Source organism: Pseudomonas sp. GW822-FHT05A08 (assembly GCF_058800485.1).
Genome location: NZ_CM179511.1, coordinates 2518550 through 2541955, shown reverse-complemented (window position 1 = coordinate 2541955; position 23406 = coordinate 2518550). Strand labels below are relative to the sequence as shown.

General features: G+C 62.9%; 2 protein-coding genes (1 of these 2 running past the window's edge). Both read right to left on the bottom strand.

The genetic code is table 11. The annotated features are described in order from the left end of the window. A protein-coding gene (locus AC3RCP_RS11480) for an amino acid adenylation domain-containing protein (protein WP_492575579.1) crosses the window boundary here: on the bottom strand, nt 1-12673 show its 5' portion. Its footprint begins 2075 nt before the window's first position; only the first 12673 of its 14748 coding nucleotides appear in the window; the start codon lies at nt 12671-12673; its stop codon lies beyond the left edge, outside the window. Next, nucleotides 12670-23406, bottom strand: coding sequence for an SDR family NAD(P)-dependent oxidoreductase (locus tag AC3RCP_RS11475; RefSeq protein ID WP_492571480.1), 10737 nt, complete (start codon nt 23404-23406; stop codon nt 12670-12672). The genes AC3RCP_RS11480 and AC3RCP_RS11475 overlap by 4 nt, the downstream gene beginning before the upstream one ends.

Here is a 23406-nt window from a genome sequence, read left to right as displayed (position 1 = left end):
CCAGCAATTGCCCTGTGACGCCGATGGCGCAGTGACGATCCTGCTCGTCGACGATGACCACGCTCACGTTGTCCAGCTCACGGCCGATGTTGATCTGCTCTTCAGCCCCCGGTGTGACGCGCTTGAAGGTCGCGTCCGCGCTCATTTCGCTGGAGCCGTAGATATTGATCAGTTCGGACTGCGGGCAAAGAGCGAAGAAGGTTTTTGCCAGATCCGCCGACAAGGGTTCGCCGCTACTGAAGCAATAACGCAAGCTGCCGAGCGCCGTAGCGGCCGAAGGCTCCTGCAGCATCGCCCGCAGCAACGACGGGATCACCACCATCCGAGTGATCCGATGCCCCTCGAGAGCCTGGAGAAAAGCCGCCGCGCCACGTTCGCGCAACCAGTGGTCGGGAAGAACCACACTCGGTACGCCCTGCAGCAACGGAGCAAAAAGCTCTGCCACATGGTCGACAAAATTCAGTGAGGTCTTCTGGCAGCAGCACTCCTGTTCTCCATAGGGGAAGGTGTTCCAGCCCCATTGCAGACGGTTGAGCGTGCCACGCTGGCTGCCCTTGACGCCTTTGGGACGGCCACTGGAGCCGGAGGTATAGATCACGTAGCAGAAATCCTGAAACCGGCTGCTCACGCCATCGCTGACATCTTGAGCGTCGATCTGCGCCTGTCGGGCATCAAGGTCCAACTCTGGCACGGCCCATTCCAGGGTTCCCTGCAAACGCTGTCGGGCGGCCCCGTGACTGACCACCAGCAGGCAGCCACTGTCGGCGACCATGTAGGCCAAACGGCTGGTTGGCAGTGCCGGGTCCAGCGCCAGATAGGCCAGGCCGAGTTTCCAGACGGCCAGCGCAGCGGCGACAAACGCCGGCCCCGGCTCCAGCAACAGGCCGATCACGACCTCCTGTTCGCCATAGGCTGGCAGCGCTTGCCGGATCTCGCGGGCCAGTTGATTGGCGCGCTGATTGAGTCGCTGGTAGTCAAGCTGCTGGTCGTCGCAGATCAATGCCACCTGATGAGGCGTGAGCGCCGCTTGCCGTTCGAACAGCGCCGCCAGGCTGGGTTGTGCCGCTGGCGCCACGGCTTGGGGAATACCCTGCGCCGCGGCCAACGCTGGCAGCGTGGCCAACAGCTCCAGGTACTGCCGTTGCAGTTCCTGCATCATCGCCGGCGGATAAATCGCCGCGTCGAAATGACAGAACAGCGTACTCCCCTCCTCGCCTTCGAAAACCTCGAACGCCAGCGGGAAATCGACTTGCTGCTGGATCTGCAGCATGGGCTGCAGGTGTCGTCCACTCGATGCCAGTCGACGCTGGGTCGAGCGCACCCAGTTCTGGTACATGAACACCGCGTCGTAAAGCGGCTGTCCCGGACGCGCCAGTTCCTGGTGCAGGCGCGGGTACGGATAATGGCCATGCTCCAGTGCCTCGAGCAGCTCCTGCTGCAAGGTCGGCAACCAGTCCCCCAGCGCGGACTCCTCGGGAACATCCAGGGGCATCACCAACAAATTGACGAAGTAGCCCACGAGGTCTTCGAACTGCGTATGCGGACGGCCGAAAAAAGGAGTCGCTACACGCAGTTGCCTGGTCGCCCCCAGACGTCGCAACAACAGGCCAAAGGCCGCCAGCATCAAGCTGTAGCTACTCACGTTGTGCTGTTCGGCCATCCGTGCCAACCCTTCAAGGGTACGGGCCGGCAACGCCACCTTGAGCATTTCGGGCTGCCTGTCGCGCCCTTCGCCTGGCTGCTGGCCACGCAGCGCCAGCGGCATATGCGGGGTACTCAGCCGCGAATGCCAGAAGCGACCGGCGCGCACGCCCTCCTCACTGAGCAGCCAGCGCTGCTGCCACTCGACAAAGGCGGAATAATTGCTGCGCGGTGCCGGTACGTCGGCCTCTGGACCTTGTTCGTAAAGCGCCAGGAAGGTGCCCAGGAAGATCGGCAACGAGCTGCCGTCGAACACCGAGTGATGGAACGTCAACATCAGGACCGTGCTGTCCTGGTCGGGTGCCTGGACAAACAGATCGACACGCAATAACGCATCGCTCTCCAGCTTGAACGGCTTTCTGGCAATCGCCCGCATGGACGCTTCCAGTGCCTGATCGTCGGCGCCCTGGTACTCATGAACCGTGCATTGCGGACGTGGGTGGGCGTTGTTACGAACCCACAGGCTCTCGCCTCGCAACTCGAAATTTGCGCCCAGCAAGCTGTGGCGGGCGACGGTTTCTTCGGCGGCAGCGAACAGCCGTCGGGCGTCCACCCGGCCATCAAGCCGGAACGCATAGGGGATGTTGTAACCGGCCTGTTGTGCGAAATACCGTTGCTCGGTCCACAGACCTTGCTGGCCGACACTCGGCGGATGCTCGGCCAGCGCCGACTCGCGAGGTTGAACAGCGACCGTCGCCGGGACCTGGGGCAAGCTGCGGGCCAGCTCGGCGAAATTTCGACAGTTCAACAACTGCGGCAGCCCGGGCCGGATCCCGTAGTGCTCGAAAATCCGGTTCTGCAACATCACCGCGGTCAGCGAGTCGACACCGTACTGCGCAACAGGCCGCTGAAAATCCAGCTCATCGGGTTCCAGTTGCAACAAGCTGGCAAGCATCAGCCGCAACTGAGCTTCGGCGTCCTGCGGCGCGTCGCCGTCATGCCTTACCCGCTCGGCCTCGCTCGGCGTGGCGGCACGGCCTGGGGCCGACAGGTTCGGCATGCTGAAGCCGTCCGTGTGGGCGGGCAGTTTGCAGATGCGTTCATCAAAGACGTAGGCCGGTAGTCGCAGCCCAGGCTGCTCGCTCAGGGCCGGATCAATGTCCAGGGCCACGCCGCAGCACCACAGGCTCGCCAGCCGAGGGTAATCGCGCTGCTCACGCACCCCCTGCAACAATGCCGCGCCCGAGGGGCTTTCAAGCAACTCGTGCAGGGCCGGCGAACGGTTGCTCTCATCACCATAATGACAACCCGGCAGAGACCCCGCTTGTCCCGGCTCGCTGGCAACAAAAGCACGCAAGTGGGTGACGGCTTCCTGAAGAGTGCTCACGACCATCGCCAATCGCACCGGCAACGCGGTCTTGCGCCAGAGGGCGGCGGCCAGTTGCGCCAGGTCCAGGGCTGCGTTGTTTTCCAGAAAGTCCAGCAGCGCTGCCGCACTGCGACGCAACGCCGGGTCCTGCTTGGCACTGAGGACCAGCAACTGCCGCTCGCCTGCCTGGCTTGGCCGCGCGCTGGGTTCATGGACATATTCTTCAAGCACGGCAAATGCATTGACCCCACCAAAACCGAAGCTGTTGACCCCGGCACGGCGTGGGTGGCCGCTCGCCGGCGCCGGCCAGTCGCGCGGCTGCGCGGCAATGCTCAAGCGACTATGGGCCAGCGACAGGTGCTCGCTGGCCTGCGAGAAACCGGGAACCCCCGGGCGCAGGCGGTTGCGCAAGGCCAATGCGGTTTTCATCAGCGCACCGATCCCCGAAGCGATTTCGGCGTGGCCAATCACCGGCTTGAGACTACTCAAGACGCAATCTTCCGGCGCCGCCCCATCGTCGAGGGTCGACTTCAGCGCTTGAATCTCAATGCTGTCGCCGATTTCCGAGGCAATGCCGTGGGTCTCGACATAGGACAGGGAGCCGGGCTCCACGCCAGCACGGTCCAGCGCCTGGACGATTGCCTCCTTCATGCCCTGGGCATTCGGGGACGTCAGCGAAACCCCTTTGCCGCCGTGGGCCACCCCACTGCCCTTGAGCACCGCGTAGATATCGTCCCGGTCGGCGATCGCCTGTTCCAGGGATTTAAGTACCAGTACCCCCACGCCTTCGGAACGGACAAAACCGTCCGCGCCGGCCTGGAATGAACGGGACTGGCCATCGCTGCTGAGAAAGCCCACGGCCCCCAGGTTGATCGCGCCCAGGGGCGACAACACCAGTTGTACCCCGCCGACCAGGGCCTGCTCGCACTCACCGTTGGCCATCGCCACCAGTGCCCGGTGCAGAGCCACCAGCGAGGACGAACAGCCGGTGTCGTAGTGCTCGCTCGGCCCGCGCAGGTTGAACAGGTGAGAAATCCGGTTGGCGACCATCGCCGATGAAATCGACGACGCCACCAGTGGATTGCCCACCGGCAACTGCACGGTGTACGCATACTCGGATGCCCCGACCGCCATGAACACACCGGTTTTCTTCGCGGCAAACCGCTTGAGCGCGACACCGGCATCCTCGATCGCCAGCCAGGCGTGCTTGAGCAGCAGGCGCTGCTGCGGGTCCATCAATGCCGCTTCATAGGGCGACAATTCAAAGAACAGCGGATCGAAGTGGTAGACATTGTCGATAAAGCCGCCCCAGCGTGACTCGGTGCGGGGGTTCGCGCCGTCGCTTTTACCAAAGAACTGCCGCCAGTCCCAACGCTCCTCCGGGATCTCCTGGGTGCAGTCGATTCCCTCCTCGATGTTGTTCCAGAACGCCGACAGCGAATTTGCCCCGGGAAATTGCGCGCTCATGCCGACGATGGCGACATCATGAGGGCGAGGCTTGTGGCTCGGCGTCAGCACTTGGGCCGGCTGCTGGAGAACCGGCGGCGCGACAGCGGCGCAAACCGGCTCGACGGCAGGCGCAGGCGTGACCCTCGACTCGGGCAACAAGCCGGCTACGTGGCTGGCCAGCAGGTTCAGGGTGTTGAACTCGAACAGACCCCCCGCCACCAGCTCCACGTTCAGTTGGGCATTGATCTGCTGTACCAGCTTGACCCCGATGATGGAGTCCAGACCGTAATCGCCCAGAGACTCGTCGCCATCGATATCACTGGTGGGAACCCCCAGGGCCTGGCTGAAGACCTGCGCCAGGGTGCTGCGCACCTGAGCGAACGCCGACGATACGGCCACCTGCGCCGGAGCGGCCTGGCAGGCAACGGTACGTGCCAGCGCCGCACCTGGGCTGGCTGCCGGGGCATGGGGCTGTGCCGGGGCCGTAGCTTCGGGCGCCTGCACCGATGTCCAGCGGCGCGGGGACTGCGGACCGAGACCGAACCCGCTGCTGCGGCCGACGACTACCTGCAGGTCGCTGCGCTTGAGGGCTGCACAGGGAAGGCTGACGCGATCGAAGGCTTGATCCAGCAAGACGCTGCGCCAGCTCGCGGCCGACAATGCCGGGCCATAAGGCATCCGCAACTCAGGATCGGTGAAGCGCCACCAGCCCTCAAGCAAGCCGAACGTCAGGTGGGAGAACAGTGAGTTTTCAGTCAGCTCCAACAGCAGGAACTGACCATGAGTCTTCATCAACGACTGGATATGGCGCACCGAGGTGCGAATGTCCTGAGTCGCGTGAATCACGTTGGCGGCGATCACCACATCGTAGTGTTCAGGCGTCATCCCCTGGGCTTGCGGCTCTTTCTCGGCGTTGAAAATCCGCGTGGCCAGGTACGGATGCTCGGAGCGGTAGCGACGCTCGGCTCGCTGCAGGAACAACTGCGACAGATCGGTGAAGCAGTATTCGCTGATATTTTCGGCAAACGGCTTGAGAGCGGCCAACACATGCTCGGTACAACTGCCGGTGCCGGCGCCCACTTCCAGCAGGCGAATCCTGGCGTCCGGTTGTCGAGCCACAATCGCCTCGATCTGGGCCGCGACCAGCTTGCCGACCACCGAACCGTAGTAGTGGACGACGGGGTTTTCCTTGTAGATGGACTCCACCAGTGCCATCGAACTGTTGGAAAAAAACACGTCGGTGGCTTTCTTGCGCGAGCCCAGCACATCGGGAGTGGCTTGCAGCGCCACGTCGATAAAACGGCTGACCGATGCCAGGAACGGATCTTTTTCCAGCTCGGCCTTGACTGTCTGCCAACGCTCCCAGCTGCTGTCGACCCGATCTTCCAGGGCGCTGGACAGTATGATTTGATCGCCTGAAAGGGTGATTTCCTCGCGGTCTTCGAGAATGCGCAGGCTGGCGTTGAGCCAACGCAGCAGGTAGTGACCGTCGCTGAGCGCCGATTGCAGGTGCTTCAATGAATAGCGGCCGCGACGGTTGCCCGAAGTCAGACCCGCTTCGCCAAGGAACAGGTCGATCTGTCGCCACATCAACGCCCGTAGCAGCGGTGCGATTTCATCCAGCTGGCCATAGGTGATTTCAATCAAGCGTTGCGCCTGGTCCAGCTCGAGCGTCGTCGCAGGCACCACGTCGGCAGCACAGGCCTGCTGCTTGGCGTACACGCCGAAACCGCTGAAGTTCAGCTGTTGCAGCTTGGTTTCACTGGTCAGCCGCAAACTGGCCATGTGCGTGAACGGCTGCGCCAGGAAAGTTTCGAGCTGGGCCATGCCTTGCTCGACAGGCAACACCCCGAACCCCAACCGTGCCAGGTGCTGCCGGACACCCTGGGAGTCCTCGCGCAGTTGCGCGGTCTCCCAATGCGGCCAGTAGACGACTTTCGCGCAACGATCCCTGCGCTGATTGAGCTGGTCGGCCAACGCGCCGATGAAGCTGCCTCCGGCGGCGTATGCACAACTGTTGGGGGCCAGGTAGAAGGCGTTGATCGATGAGAAAAACAACAGGAAATCGAGAGGCTCCTCGCTGAACAGCTGTGCCAGGTTCAGCGCGATGGCAACCTTGGTATTGACCTGACGTTCGAAGTCTTGCGCCGTCTGCTGCTGCAAGACCTGATTCTCACGCACCATCGCCGAGTGCACGACACCGTGAATCCGGGGAAAGCGCTGGCGAATGGCGTTACAGGCCCGCTGCAATTGCTCCAGGTCCGTCGCATCGGCCTGAACATACAGCGGCGCGGGGCCCAGGGCCGCCAGCCGCTCGATGCTGGCCTGCACTTGTGCGTCTGCCGCGCTGCGACCGATCCACACCAGTTGCGCCTGATAGTTGCGCAGCAGGTAAGCGCTCCAGTCCTGCCCGATAGCGCCGGCGCCGCCCACGATCACATACACCCCACCCTGGCGGTACGTCGACCCGGCAAGCCGATCGGGGCTGCCCAGGCTGTCGTCCAGCAGGTGCAACGAAGGCCGGAACCAGTCACCCGCGCGGTACGCCCAGGGCCTGCCGCTACGCTCGAAGGGCAATGCGGCGAAGGCTGTCGTCCACACCACGCCAAGGTCCTCGACATCGACAATCCGCGCCTGCCAGTGCGGGTGTTCCTTGACCACCGTCCCGACCAGTCCATGGGCCCCGCTGTGGGTGGCCACCAGAGGGTCCTGGTCGAAAATCGCCACGCTGCGCCGGGTCACCACCGTAAACTTGAGCGCCTTGCCGTGGTAGCTTCCCCCCAGTGCCTGCAGCAAGGTGGCGCCCCATAACACCCCTCGGTGCTGCTCGGCCTGCATGCCCGCCAATGTACCGATACGGTCCTCGGGCAGTAGCCAGATCAGGTGTTCAAGGTGCGCGTGCTGTTCGAACAGTGTCGCCAGGGCGGCCTGGTCGCTGAAGACCCGAGGGTCGATGTGCAGCATCTCGCCCGGTGCGCCGGGCAAGTCGAGCGCGTCGCAAACGATCGCCGTCCTGCCGCCCTGCTGCGACTCGCCAGCGGGTGAAGGCTCGCGGACCCAGCAGACGGCGCCCTGCAGGGCATGGCTGGCCGTTCCGGCCGGCGGCGCGGGAACGGGCTCGACAGTGTTCTGCAAAGTGGTCGGCATACTGTGCCTTTCGCGGTCAGTGATGAAGGGATAAGTCGGGAGGTGAATGCGCCGTGGCGGTCTGTCGCCGGTTGGCGCTTGGTAGCCCTCGAGGTGGCCACCCTGGACCCAGTGCAGGGCAAGGCTGTGTACGTCGCTCGCGGCGGAGGCGAGCCCTTCGCGGGCGGCCAGCTGGCGACTCGCCCGCCCTCGATGCAACGCATCGTCGGCACGCCCCTCGATACAGTTCGCCAGGGTGCGGCAGAGCTCGTTACGGTCGCTCACAACCATGGCAATACGCTGCGGCCAGGCTTTGCGGCCGACTTGCAGGGTGTAGGCGAGATCGCCGAGATCGAGTGAGGGAGCGCTGTTTTGCACAAAGGCCAGCAACTGCTGCGCGGCCACCCGGCACTTGTCCTCGGTCTTGGCCGACAGCAACACCAGATAAGGGCCCGAGCCCACGGACGCCGGACGCGCGGGCAAGTCGTCGGCGCTGCGGAACAACGCATGGGCGTTGGTACCGCCCACCCCGAAGGAGCTGACGGCCGCGTGCCGTGGTCGCCCCGGCTGCGCCGGCCACGGCCGCAAGCGGTCCACCAGAAAGAACGGCGAGTGCTCAAGGTCGATCTGCCGGTTTGGCGAGTCGATATGCAGTGTCGGTGGGATCTTCTGGTGGGCCAGGCTGAGGATGGCCTTGATCGAGCCGGCGAGCCCCGCAGCCGTGTCCGTGTGCCCTATGTTGCTTTTCACCGAGCCCAGGCCACAAAACCGTAGCGCTCCGGCGCTGCTGGCGTAGGCGTCGCTGAGCGCGGCGAATTCCACGGGGTCGCCCAGCGCGGTGCCCGTGCCGTGGGTCTCGATGTAACCGACCTCTTGCGGCTCGACCCCCGCCTTGTCCAGCACGCGGCCGATGACCGCCGCCTGTCCCGCGACGCTGGGGGCAAAAAAACCGGCCTTGAGGGCCCCGTCGTTATTGACCTGTACTTCCTTGAGCAAGGCGTAGGTCGGGTCGCCATCGGCCAGCGCCAGGCTGGCGCGCTTGAGCAAGAGCATGGCGACACCCTCACCGCTCACCATGCCGTCGGCTTCGGCATCGAATGCGCGGCACTGGCCGCTGCTGGAAAAGTTCAGCCCGGGCTGATGGAGATAACCGGCCATCGACACCGGAAATACCGTTGCCGCGCCCACCAGGGCGTAATCCGCGGCGCCGCTGCGGATACTGTCCAGCCCCGCCTGCAATGCCACCAGCGACGACGAACAGTTGGTCTGCAGGAATACGCTGGGCCCCGACAGGCCGAGCTTGTAGGAGATCATGGTCGGAATGCTGCCGCCCTGCCCCATCAGCCAGCGGACATACTCATCGGCGTCTTCGATAAAGTACGCCGCGTCCGCCGCTCCCTGCTGGCCGCTCATGCTCTGCCCGGCCGAGATATATACCGCCGTGCTCGGGGTCTGTTCAGGGATATAACCGGCATCTTCGAACGCCCGCCAGGCATGCATCAGCAGGTGCTTGAACGCCGGACTCATGAAGCCCGCGTCCCTGGGCGAGAGTCCGAAGAAGGTCGCGTCGAACGCATGCTTATCGTCCAGGATCGCCTTGACCGGAACGAATTGCGGGTTCCGGATCATGGACTCCGGGACGTTCAGCTCACGCAATTGGGCATCGCTCCAACGGGTGACGCAGGCGCGGCCCTGGCAGAGATTGTCCCAGAACGCCTCCAGGTCCACGCTTTGTGCAAACTGGCAGGACATGCCGATGACCGCCGCGGCCCCCTCCAGCGCGTCCGGCAAGCGTTCGGGCGCCTGGGTCAGGCTTGCGTCCGCCATGCTCGGCGCGCCATCGTCGCTCAGGACCGGTGCCAGTTGATTCAGCGCCGCCCCCAGAAGGCTCACCGTTGGGTATTGAAACAGCAGCGTCACCGCCACCTTGTGCTGCAACCGCTCACTCAGCAGCTGTGCGACCTGCACCGCGCTGACCGAATCACCGCCGAAATCGAAAAAGCCGGTCTCGTCATCCTCCACGGGATAACCCAGTACCTGCTGCCAGGCCTGCCGGACCTGCTCTGCCCTCTGCGGCTGGCTGACTGGCGGTGCTGTCGCGACAACCTTGTCCGGCGCCTTTGGCAACATCCGCGCCATCAGCGCCTTGCGGTCGACCTTGCCGTTGGCAGTCATGGGCAGCGCCTGCTCGCAGACAAAGCGCTGCGGCATCATGTACCCGGGAAGGTGTTTGCCCAGCTCGGCCTTGACCGTTGCGATCAGTTGCTGCTGGTCGATAGCAGCACTGTCGGCCTGCAGGTAGGCCACCAGCATCGAGGCGTGCTCACTCGCCTGATGCAGTACGACGACCGCCGACCGCACCGGGCACTGCGCGACGATGCAGGTCTCGATTTCCTCGACATCGATCCGATGCCCCCGCACTTTGACTTGCAGGTCCTGGCGTCCCAGACAGCGGATCTCGCCGTCCTCCAGGCGCAACGCACTGTCGCCGGTAAGGAACATTCGCTGCCCCGGGCGAAACGGGTCGGCGACGAACTTGTCCGCCGTTTGTTCAGCCAGTCGATGGTAACCCGTTGCCAGCCCGGCCCCGGCAATCGCCAGTTCACCCGGCACGCCTATCGGCTGCAGGCGTCGATACTGATTGAAAACATGCAGCTGGGTGTTTGCGATCGGGCCGCCGATGGTCACGCCCCTGGCGTGATCGAGACGCTTGGCGCTGGACCAGATCGTGGTTTCAGTCGGCCCATAGAGATTCCAGACCTGCGCCGACGACGCCTGAAAGCGTTGGAACAACGCCACCGGCATCGCTTCTCCGCCGCACAGCACTTTCAACCGCGAGGAAGGCTGCCAGCCGACCTGGAACAGCAATTGCCAGGTCGTCGGTGTCGCCTGCATCAGGCTTGGATCGCTGTGCTCGATCAACGCCTTGAGGCGCTCGGCATCACTGGCCACGGCGGCATCGCAGAGGACACATTCGGCACCGCGAACAAGCCCGAGAAACAGCTCCAGCCCCGCGATATCGAAACTGAAGGTGGTCACGGCCAGTAAACAGTCGCGCTCATCGACCTGCAGCATCTCAGCCATGCCGTGGAGGAAGTTGTTCAGCGCGCTGTGGGGCACCATCACGCCCTTGGGCTTGCCGGTGGAGCCCGAGGTGTAGATCAGGTACGCCAGATCGCTGTCACTGCGGACCTTGAGTTGCGGTACCTGGCTGTCGGCATACTCTGCGATGCGGGCGCGCTGCTCGTCCAGGCACAGGACGTCACAAGGCACGGGCCAGTCGCGGGTGATCGTCGACTGGCTCAACAACAGACTGGAACCGCTGTCTTCCAGCATGTAGCGCTGGCGTTCGCCGGGATAAGTCGGGTCCAGGGGGACATAGGCCGCGCCGCTGTGCAGGACACCCAGGATGGCCAACGGCAGATCCAGCGAGCGCTCGACACAAATCGCAACCTTCGCCCCCGGCCCGATCCCCCGTGCGTTCAAGAAGTTGCCCAGCGCCTTCGCGCCTTGCATCAGCGCGCGGTAACCGAGCTTGTGTTCCTGATACCGAAAGGCTGTTTTTTCCGGGTCACGCTCGGCCTGTTGCTGCACCCATTCCAGCAGGCTCGCGACCGCCGGCACCTTCAGGTCAGTGTCGTTACAGCGTTGCAGCAGTGCCCGCTCCTGCGCCGCCACAATGTCGTGGTCCGCCAGCGAACGCTGCGGGTCGGCCAGGACCCCTTCCACCAACTGCAGGTAGTGCACGAGCATCCGTTCGATGCGTGCCGGTTCAAACAGAGCGGTGGCGTATTTGAAGTTGATCAGCGCCCCCTCGGCGCTTTCGATGATCTCGAGCTCCAGCTCGTATTCGCCTTCCTGGCGCAACTGCTCGACCATCGTGATGCCCAGCGGCGTGGTGTATTGATGCTCGAGGTGCTGCAGCCAATGACTGCTGGCGAAGTTCTGATGGGCGAACGCGATGTTGAACAGCGGGCGCTGTCGATGGTTGCGGGGCACCTTGAGTGCCTTGAGCAGCGTCGGGAAAGGATAATCGCTATGGTCGACGGCATCGATCATCGTCTCTTGCAGGCGTCGCAAATAGTCACACGCGCTACCGCTTTCGATATCGCGGCTGCGAATCGGCACCATGTTCATGAAGTAGCCGATGCTTTGCCCAAAACACTCTTTGGGGCGCCCCAGCGTCGGCATGCCGACAACGATGTCCTGTTGCTGGGTGTACCGGCTGAGCAACCCATTGAAGACCCCCAGGAAAAATACCGCCCTGGTCAATCCATGTTCGGAGCAAAAGCACTCCAGACGTGCATTCAGTGCCTCAGGCACCGGCTGGCGAAGACTGCTGCCTTCGAACGACACCGTGCTGCTGCGGGCGAAGTCCGTCGTCAGCTCCAGGGGCGGCGGTACTTGTTCCAGCGCGCCTTGCCAATAGTCGAGCAACGGCTGTGCGGCAGGCCCCGCGAGCATTTCGTTTTGCCAGGCGACAAACTCAGCGAAGTGCGCGGACGGTTGCTCGACGCGCGGCGGCAGGCCGCTGACAAGACTCTGGTAGGCATCGAACAAGTGATTCAGAAACAGCAAGGCAGAAGTGCCGTCGAAGACAATGTGATGAACCCGGAACAACCCCCACCATTGCTCGTCCGCCTGGAAGACATGACCATCGATCAACGCAGTCCCTTCCAGCGGCAGGGGCTGTTTGCTCAACCCGTGCAACCTGTCCAGCACCTGTGGCGTGGGCATCCCGCGAACGTCCTCCAGCACCAGGCCGAACCGTGAAACCGCCTGCGGTCGCAGGCTCGGCTGGCCCTGCACCTCATGCAGAACGCTGGTCAGCAACGGATAGCTGGTCAGGACACGCCGGTAAGCCTGTTGCAGCGCCTCGAGGTCCAGTGCTCGGTCGCAACGGAAACACAAGGGAATCTGATAGGCCGTGATGTCCGGCAACGTCTTGTGCAACGCCCACAACCCTTTTTGCCCGGCGGACAGGGGCATGGGTTCGGCGGCAAATAGCAGACTCTTCAATTGTGCGGTCGAAATTTCTCCCGCTTTGTACGCGGCCAGAAGCTGTTCTTTAGTGGCGACTGCATTCATTTCAACAGTTCCTTAACGTCGTCCAGGGATTTCTCGTTTTGGATAATCTGATCGAGCATCGCGATGACTTGTGCATCCTGAAACGGCGCAACCTCGCTCCCGGCCCCATGGGCGAAGTCGGGGTGCTGCTGGATATGCGCATTCAGCGCCGCCAGCGATGGGTTCTCATGAAAGGCTCGCGCGGAAAGTCGCACCTGGAAACGCTGCTCCAGGGCGTGGGCGAGCTTGATGGCCAGAACCGAGTCCATGCCGTACTGGCGCAGCGGTTTGTCCACCACCAGTTGCGCAGGGCTCAGCCCCAGGTGTTGTTCGAGGAATGCCAGGATGAAGGCATGGACATCCTCGTTAGCCTGGCGGGAAGGTTCCGCTCGCACAGGCTGGGCGATCGGGTCGGGCAAGGTATTGGCCGACCAGCACGGGGTCCGCAGGAAAGCGGTCAGGGGCAACGAGATGCGCCGGCCTTCAAGCGCAGGGCGAGCCGGCATCGGTGTTCCCTCCACCCAAGCCGCGGCCAAGGCATGCAGAGCGTCACTGCTCGGCGAATCGGGCCAGGCCGCGGGCGCCAGAGACTCCAGCACCGGGTTATGGCCGCGATACCCCAGCGATACGTCGTCGAAACCGGCCAATACCGTGCGCAATTCGTCAAGCGAATGCACCACCCAGGCGGCACGACACTCCAGCGGCTCGCGGCCCTGCATCAAGGTGAACGCAACGTCCTCGAGCCGCAGCTCAGGGTTATCCGTGATCTGCTGCAACAAACTCTCGGCGAGTTGCGCCAGGCGCGGTGCATCCGGCGCAGACAGCAGCACCAGGTGCGCTGTATAGGCTGGCGCGGGTGCCGTCTCGCAAGGCTGTGGGGCTTCCTCGATCAGGACACAAGCATTCGAACCATTGATCCCGGTGGTGCTGACCAGGCCGCGGCGACGCTCTCCTGGTGCCACCTGCCAGGATTGCCGGCTGAGTACCGGAGCAATGCCGGACCGGTCGAAGCCAATGTATTCGTTGACCTGTCGCAAGCCTTGCAACGCAGGCTTACAGGCATGCCGCAGCGCCATCAACATGGCCAGCAGGTCCACGACCCCCGATGCGGCGAAGCTATGGCCCAACCCCGGTTTTATCGAGCTCAGTGAACAGGGCTGCCGGTTGTCCTGAGCAAATACCTGCTGCAACGCCTGTACTTCGACCGGATCGCCCAGGTGCATGCCGATGCTATGGGCCAGGACCAGCTGGATCTGCCCTGGCTCAAGCCCTCCGGTGGCAAGGGCCTGAGCGAAGAGTTCGGCCTGACGGGCCGGATTCGGCGCCAGAATGCCGTTGGTACGCCCGTCGTAGTTCACCGCACTGCTGCGAATCACGCCGTAAACCTGATCGCCATCGGCCAGCGCCTGGCTCAACGGCTTGAGCACCACGGCAGCCACCGCTTCGGCCGGAACCAGGCCGCTGGCGTCCTGATCAAACACCCGGCACACAGGCTCCTGTGCCAACGGCATGACATCGGCCAATACCCCCAGCTCCCTGGATGAAATCATCAGGCTGACGCCACCAGCCAGGGCGATGGTGCACTCACGGTTATGCAAGGCGCGGCACGCCTGATGTATCGCCATCAGACCTGAGGAGCATGAAGAGGTCAGGCTGTAGTTGGGGCCATTGAGGTCCAGAGCGTAGGCAATTCGCGCCGACAAGGTGGCATTGCGGTTAGCGTTGATGCGGCCTGCATCTGCCAGTTGCTCGCCGTAGAAACTCTCTTCGGCACCGACAAACACACCACACTGGCTGCCACGGATCGAAGCGCCGAGGTAACCGGCGTCCTCGAACGCATGCCAGGCGGCTTGCAGGAACAGACGTTGCTGGGGATCGATCACTGCCGCTTCATGGGGCGAGAGTTCGAAGAACAGCGGGTCGAACGCCTCCACGCCATCGATAAAACCTGCGTAGAGCCGGGACTGCGTGGCAAAACCGGCGCTCTCGGCCCGCAAACCGCGACACGCCGAGGCGGCTTGAATCGCCGATGTGCCCTCGACCCAGTTCCGCCACAACTGCTCCACCGAATCCGCACCGGGGAAACGACCGCTGACGCCGATGATCGCGATCGGCTCATAGGTTTCGGGCGTGTTCGACGACGCCGATTGCGGCGCCATGTGCGGCTTGTCTGCCGGGACAACTGGGGGACTCTGTGGCGCCGGGTCGCGCGTCAGGAAAGCCAGCAGATCATCGACGCTCGGATTAGCAAAAAAGGTCGCGGGGGTCAGTGCGCAGCCCAGTCGTTGCGACAGTTGCTTGCCCAGTTGAGCCAGCTTGATCGAGTCGAAACCCAGCTCTGTCCAGTTCAGGCTCGTCCGGACACGCTCCGCCGGCAGCTTTATCTGCTCTTCGATAGCCTCGAACACCCATTGGCGCACCTGCCGCGCGTCGACCGGGGCCGACGACGGTTGAACCGGTATGGAAACGCCCGGTGCAGGCTCCGCTGCCGGCGCATGGCCCGACAGGCGACGCTGCAATGGGTTGTTGCCACCTACCAGAACGATCGCCTGAGGCACGGCCGAGGCGAGAATCTGCTCGAAAAGCGCCAGGCCGTCGGGGGTCTCCAGATAGTCCTGGCCACTACCGTCCAGGTAAAAGCGTTCTTCGCGGCGGCTGTTGAGCCCCATTGCCCCATCGCGCCACAACGGCCAGTTGATGACGATGTGGCGCGTCTGACTGTCGAGGTTCTTGGCCAGGGCAAATGCGCTCTGGTAACGGTTCGCCACGGCATAGCTGCAGGAACCGAAGTCCCCCAGAATCGCGGACGACGACGAAAACTGCACATGCCAGGTCAGCCCTTCAGGTTCGAACACCCGGGACAGGACGCGCGTTCCTTCGACCTTGGCCGCGAGCACGCGCTGGAAGTCAGCCAGGTCGATCGCCTCCAGCGTGGTGGTCGGTGCAGCCCCCGCCGCATGGATGACCCCATGAACCTGCCCAAAACGCGCTTTGGCTTGCTGTACGGCGCGACGCAGGCTGATTTCATCGCTGACATCGGCCTGCACATAAAGCAGGCGCCCGACACCTCGATCCAGCGCCTCGATGTCCCTGACGAGGGCCGGTGTCAGCGCTGAACGCCCGGTAAGGACCAGGTTCGCTCCCTGGGCATGCAGGCGACGCCATAGAAGCTGCGCCAGAGCCCCCATCCCGCCGGTGATGAACCAGGTCTTTCCCGCCTGTTCGACCCGGGGGCTGTCGACCAGCGCCAAGGCCTCGGTAACAGCCACATGGCGAATGCCATCCCGATAGAACACGCTGTCCTCTTCAGCGGCCAGCGCCTCTGGCAACACATGAAGGGCGAACCAGTCCGCCATCGACAATGCACCTGTGCCGAGGGTGTCCTGGCAGGCCAGCAGGCTGACCCGCGTCTGCGGCATGACCATCGGCAGCGAACGCACAAACCCCATCCAGCTCTCGACCTGGGCCTGCAACCTCGGCAGTGGATAACGAGCCAGCAGGAACAGTCGATGGACCGGTAACTGTGCCGCCATCATTGCCTGGATGCTGTACAGCAATCCTTCATAACGCTCGCAGTAATAGAGATCGCAGGCGCCCAGTGCGTGGTAGCAGATATCCACGTCGGACCAGCGTTGGCGCACCTGTTGAAAGGCCGCGGTGAAGCCCTCCAGGTCGTCACGGGCGAGCGCCACCCCATTGCTCAGGCCAGTGGCTTCGCCGTCGCAGACCAGGAACATCACCGTGCAACCCGGGTGCGCCTGTTCGATGACCAGGTTCAGCGCCTGGCCGCGCTCCGCACGATCGACCAGACACAGGACTCGCCGCACCTGCGCCGACGAATGACGGTTCTGCCGTTCCTGTGGCTGCCAGACTTCCCGGTAAGTCAGCACCGGTTGCTTGGCACGCGCCTCCACCTGCGCGCTTTCCCTGAGCGGTGAAGACGAGTTCCCCACTGCCGTCGGAGTCAGGCGGCGCAGGTCATGGCTCGGTGCAAGCCAATAGCGGTCACGACGGAACGGATAACCGGGCAAACTCAGGCGTTGCGGTTGCCGGACATGGCACTGCGCCCAATCCACCGGGTCGCCCTGCACCCAGTTGTCGATCTGCTGTTGCAGCGCCTGGCTGGTCCATGGCGCTGCGCTATGCACCGGCGGCAACGTGGGCTTGCTGCGGGGCGGAGTATCGCCGATGGCCAGCCAGGCCAGTTGCGACCAGTCGGTATCCAGTATCTGGCCCAGGCATTGGCTCAAATGGGCCATGTCCCGAACGACGAACCCCAGGCGCCACTCCAGGGTCTCGCGGCCTGTCTGTAATGTGAATGCCAGACGACTCAGGTGAGTGTCGTCGAGCCTTTCGTTGTGCAGGTGCCGCGACAGATCGTCGACGCGTTGCCGCAGTTGTTCACGGCTTTGCGCCGACAACACAATCGCACTCACGACAGCGCCAGGCATGTGGGCTGGAGCCTGATCTTCCTCGGCGATCAACAGATGGGCATTGGCCCCTCCTGCCCCGAAGGAGGACAGGCCGGCAATCCGCGGCACCAGCCAGGTCTGGCCGTCCTGTTGCCTGGTCCGACGCTCCCAGGCTTGAGCCGTCTCCACGAGGTGCAACGGCGTCTGGCTGAAATCGATACGCGGGTTGCACGGGTGGGCATGCAGGGTCGGCGCCAGCATGCCGTGTTTCATCTGCAGCAATATTTTGCTCAGGCCCGCCATGCCGGCGGCGCTTTCCGCGTGGCCGATATTGGACTTCACCGAGCCCAGCGCGCAGGTCTGGCCGGATGCCGTCAGCCCCGTATAGGCACCTACCAGCCCCTTGATTTCAATCGGGTCGCCCAGGGCGGTCCCGGTGCCATGGGCCTCGATGTAGCTGACATCCTGGGCCGCGATTCCCCCACGCTCGAGCGCTTTGACCATGAGCTGGGACTGGGATCGTGGACTCGGTACGGTGTAGCCCGACGTGCGTCCCCCGGCGCCGATCATGCTGCCCTTGATCACCCCGTAGATATGGTCGCCTTCTCGCCTGGCCTGCCCCAGGGATTTGAGCATCACCACGCCCACGCCTTCACTGGCGACGAAACCGTCCGCCCGATCGCCGAAGGCACGGCAGGCATCGCCGTGGGAGAGCATCTGCATGTAGGACAGGCTGGAGAGATGCACCGGGTCGGTAATCAGGTTGACCCCGCCCACCAGGGCGCTGGCGCAGCTGCCGCAACGGATGCTTTCGGCAGCCAGGTGCAGCGCACTCAGGGACGAAGAACAGGCCGTATCCAGCGCAATGCTGGGACCTCGAAAGTCAAAGACGTAGGACACGCGGTTGGCGATCGACCAATAGCGCGAAACCAGCGGATAGTCGCTGTTCATGACGCCGACAAACACCCCGACATCCCCTCCGTTCGAAAGCCCTTGGGGGGTGTAGCCGGCATCCTCGATGCAACTGTAGGCGTGCTGCAGAATCAGCCTTTCCTGCGGGTCCATCAACTCGGCCTCGGCCGGAGAAATATGGAAAAAGACTGGATCGAATTCGTCATGCCCCTCGATGAAACCGCCCCAGCGCGTATAGCAGCCGCCGATCAATTCGGGGTCGCTCGAAAAGCCGGTGCGCCAATCCCAGCGCTGCGCGGGAATTTCTTCGATGCAGTGCACCCCCTTGAGCAGGTTGTGCCAGAACGCGGGGAGATCGAGCGCCTGGGGATAACGACCGGCCATGCCGACAATCGCGATATCGTCGTCACGGTTGATTGTCAGCATCGGCAACCGCGGTGCCGCAGACGAGGCCTGTACTGAAGTCGCTGCCCCCTGCTGCGGTGTCTCGAGCAATGGGCCTTGAACGCGGTTGGTGTCGCTAACGTCCGTCTCAGCCCCGAACAGCCTGGCGCAGGTATCGGGCTCGTGAGCCAGGAAATAGTCCGCCACTTCGTCGATGGTCTGGACATCGAACAGCAGGCTGCTGTCGACTTTACCGAACAACTCGCCCAGGGCATTGGTGATGTACACCGCCGAGATCGAGTCAACTCCATAGCGCACCAATGGCGTGCTGTCATCGAGTTGATCGAGCGGAACCTCCAGGGCATTGCTGACCAGGGCTCTCATGCGCAGCACCGTATTGCTGCGCAAATCCGCGCCAGACGACACCGCGGGCTGGCTGCTGGCGGAGGGAGGATCCTCGGCCGTCACACTGCCGAAAAGCCCTGCGTAGACCTGAGGCTGAACCGAAAGAAAATGGTCGGCCAGCTCTTCAATCGTCTGCAGGTCGAACAACAAGGTGCCATCGACCTTGCCGAACACCTCACCCAAGGCGTTGGTGATGTACACCGCCGAGATCGAGTCGACGCCATAACGCACCAGCGGCGTACCGAGATCCAACTCGTCAACAGGCACCTGTAGGGCCTCACTGACCAGAGTCTTCATATGAGCCAACGCCCTGTCGCGCAGATCACGCACCGGCTTTGCCGAGTCTCTCGCTGGCAACGGCGCCAGCCCCCCATTCGCTTCGGCGGGCAACGACGCAGCCAGGGCGGCGACCTGAGGTGCAACGGCCATGGCCGCGCCCAGGGGCTGCGGCAGCAGTGCCTGCATCTGCAGGTCCGCGCGGGCCAGTACCCCGGCCACATCGCTCACCGTGGCGTACCGATCGCCGATTTCCAGCGCACGATCCAGCAGCATGCCCGGCAAGATATTGAGCGCGTTGAAATCGAGCATGCGGATGAAGCCCAGTTGCGAAAGCGAACTGCGCAGCAGGAACTCGACGGCCGCGATGCCCTCGGCGGTATCAATGCAAGCAACGCCGATGTTCGCCATCCGCTGACGATAGTGCTCGGAAGCACCCGCGCCGAACTCGCCCCAGTAGCCCCAGTTCATGATCTTGACCGGGAACCGGCAAACGTTGCGCAAGTGATGGGCAAAGGCATCCTGGAATACCGACCCTGACGTGTAATTGCTCTGCCCCGCGGTCTTGAGGAAGGCCGCCAGAGAGGAGAAGAACAACATGAAGTCGAGCGGTTCATGGCCGAACACCTGCGCCATGTTCACACTGCTTGCGACCTTGGTGCCTAGCACCAGGGCGAACGTTCGCTCCTCCATGCTCAGGACACTCTGATCGTGGAGCACGATGGCCGAATTGATCACGCCATGAATGTGCGCAAAGCGTTGCTTGATCTGCCGATGGGCCTCGGCAAGCGCCGCCGGGTCGGTTGCATCAGCCTGAAAATAGATCGGCACATGAGACAGGTCGCGGAAACTGTCCAGTTCCGCGGTGATGCCTTGCTCCAGGCTGCGCCTGCCAAGCCAGATCACGTTGGCGCTGTAGTGTTCGATCAGATAACGGCTCAGGGCCTTGCCGATGCCACCGGCGCCACCGAGGATCACATACACCCCATGCCGACGGAACGCCCAGGCCTCTTTCGCCAGCGGCTCATGGCACGCCATCAGGCATTGCCGGTACCAACGGCCTGCACGCAAGGCCCAGGTTTCCCCCTTCGAGTCGAAGGGCAGCGTCAGCAGTTGCTCCACTGGCCAGGGGCGAGTCCCGTCCAGGTCAATCATCCGGAAACGCCATTTACGCATTTCCTTGGCAAGCACCCCTACCAAGCCGTGGACGGAGGCATGGGCGGCAAAGACCGGCTCGGCCTCGTGCACCGATTGAGCCTGGGATGTGACCAGCGTCAATGACAACTGACGGGTATGGCAGTCTTGCGAAAACAGCGCCTTGACCAGTCGGAACAGGTTCATCATGCCTGTTTCCTGTTCTTGTATCAGGTCGGCTCCGGGCGTTGGAGCAATCCACAGGATTTCATCGAGCGCCCCTGCGCGGGCCAGCAGGCGATCACACGACTCGCGACTGGCCAGCTCCTGATGGTCGGCATAAACACGCTGCGGCAACAGCCTGGACAGCTCGGCTTCGATTCCATCCTGCGTGCCGATCTGCAATACCTTGAGAGGCGCGGGTGCTGGCGTGGCAAGCCATTCACAAGGTTGCCACTCGACCGCCAAGGACACATTCCTACCCGGCGTGACAGCGACCGGGGCGACCTCGACCGGGACACGTTTCGCCGCAGAGAAATCCTTGATCGTCAATGCGCTGAACAGCGCGCAAAGCCGCCCGTCGACATCGAGCAGCTGGATATCGAAGACCTTGCCGTCCCCTTGCGCCGCATGCGAGACGATGCACCACATCTCGGATGAACAGGCACGATGCAGATCCGCCCGTTCCAGGGCAAAAGGCACCGGTAGCCAGTCGCTATGATCGGCCCCCAGATAAAACCCGATGATCGCCTGGAACGCCCCATCCGCCATTGAAGGATGGAGCTGGTAGCTTGTGTCGAATGGCGCCAGGTTCAGTCTGGCAACTACGTGGTGCACCCCGCGGTGCAGGTATTCAATGGTCTGGTGGCTGCGCCCGTAGTCCAGACCGATACTCGCGAAGTGGCGATAGCACTCAGCCCCCTCATACCGCCGATGACAGTGCTGGCCAATGAATGCCGGTACATCGAGCGCTGGCGGCGCGGATTGCTGCAGCCTGCCGATCGTGCCCCTGGCGCATGTCAGGTAGTCACCCGAGGCGTCCGTGCTTTCAATGATGAATGACTGATGGGCGCTGTCTTGGACGCTCAGGGTAATACGTGTGTCGAGTACTGCGTCTGCCACTTGTGCCGGCCTGGACCAGAGCAGTTTGTGCAGGCTCAGTGGCGCCTTATCGGGCGTCAATGCCTCATGTGCCGCTCTGGCCATCTCCAGATAGGCAACGGCCGGCAGTATCGGGCTGCCGTTGACTTGATGATCGGCCAGGAAAGGCTCCTGACCGCTGAACACTGAAGAAAACATCAGTGTTCCAGACTGATGCTGTCCGAGCAGGGGATGGGCATGAGGTCCATCTACCACTGGCGATGGGTAAGGTGAAAGCCGGGTATCGGTTTTCAACCAGAGCTTGTTCCGGGAAAACGGATACGTCGGCAGGCTGACGCGAGCCGGACGAACCTTGCCATACAGGTTCGCCCAGTCGATATCCGCGCCATCGATCCAGGCGCGCAGGCATTGCTGTGGGTCAGCGCCGCCATGGGTGTCCCCGGGCACCGCCGGACGGGCTGTCGATTCGTTTATCCTGCCGTGCAGAATATGGGCAACCTGCTCATGGGCCCCATCGAGGAACTGCTCCAGTGACGCAATCGCCGCATCCACATCCTGGGCCACGAATCCGAGGCGCCAATCAAAGGCCTCCCTGCCCACTTGCAAGGTGTAGGCACACTCAAGCAGCTCCTGGGAGGTAGCGGCACCGCCCGCCTGGAAGAACTGCAACAACTGCCTGGCCTGGAGCTGCAAGGCCACCTGGTTGGGTGCGGACAACACCAGGACTGGAGGCACCTGCTGGCCTTGCTGAGCGACCGCCTGCGACGGCAGATACTCCGCAATGATCAGGTGGGCATTCGAGCCTCCGGCGCCGTATGAAGACAGGCTGGCCATGCGCGGACGCCGACGGCCCTGCTCGTCGACCGCACACGGCCATGCCTCCAGATTCCGCTGCACATAGAAGGGAGAGTCGGTGAAGTTGAGATCGGGATTGATTTCATCGGCATACAGCGAGGGTGCCAACTGCCCATGTTTCATCTGCAGCAGGATTTTGCTCAGCGCCGCAACACCGGCGGCGCTTTCGGAATGGCCAATGTTCGACTTGACCGATCCGATTGCACAGAACTGTTTATCCTGGGTATAGGCGCCAAAGGCGGTGCTCAGTCCTTGTAACTCGATCGGATCGCCTACCGGCGTGCCGGTGCCATGCGCTTCGACATACTGGATGTGCCGGGGATCGATACCTGCCTTGTCGATGGCCTCCCTGATCAACGCCGATTGCTGCTCGGCGTTGGGCACGTAGTAACCCGTGGAGTGCCCGCCGTGATTTATCACACTGGCCTTGATGACCCCATGGATTCGGTCACCATCGAGCACAGCCTTGGCCAGGGGCTTGAGCACCACGACACCGACACCTTCGCTGGGAATATAGCCATCCCCTCCCCTGGCGAAACTGCGACAGCGCCCCTTTTGCGAAAGGAACTTGTTGTCCTTGAGCAAGCGGTACTTGTTGGGGTGCAAAGAGAGATTGACACCACCGGCCAACGCCACTTCGCACTCTTGCAATTGCAGGCTCTGGCAAGCCAGGTGGATGGCGGTAATCGAGGACGAACACATGGTATCGAGCGTCAGGCTCGGGCCATTGAAACCGCAGAAAAAACTGACCCGGTTCGCAATGGATGCGGCCACACCATTCGCCGCCGTGCCATCGCTGACCAATGAAGCTTCAACTCCGTAGAGTTGATACTCCTGATACATGGCTCCCGCGAAGACCCCCACCCGGCTTTGCCTGGAATGCCGCTCGGCCACCGACTTGCCCAAGGTCCTTCGGGTGTAGCCGGCGTCCTCGATGGCAGCATAGGCACATTGCAGGAAAAGCCGTTCCTGCGGATCGAGCTTGGCGGCATCCCGCGGAGTGATGTTGAAGAACAGCGAATCGAAGCAATCGGCATCCTTCAGGAAACCGCCCCAGGTATCGCCAGAGCGCTCTCGTTGCGGGTGTCCCTGTTGCCAGCGATCTTCGGGCAGCCTGGATACACAGTCGCGACCTGAGGCCAGGTTGCGCCAGAACTCATCAAGGTTTTCAGCCATGGGATAACGACCGGAGACGCCGATGATCGCGATGTCCTGAAAGTCCGCCTGGGGACCGCCGACCTTCTCGTTATCTGGAAAAAATGCTGGTGTATTCAT

Bases quoted from the DNA above. Each gene is read 5' to 3' on its own strand.
- AC3RCP_RS11475 (WP_492571480.1), bottom strand. From the start codon at position 23,406: ATGAATACACCAGCATTTTTTCCAGATAACGAGAAGGTCGGCGGTCCC.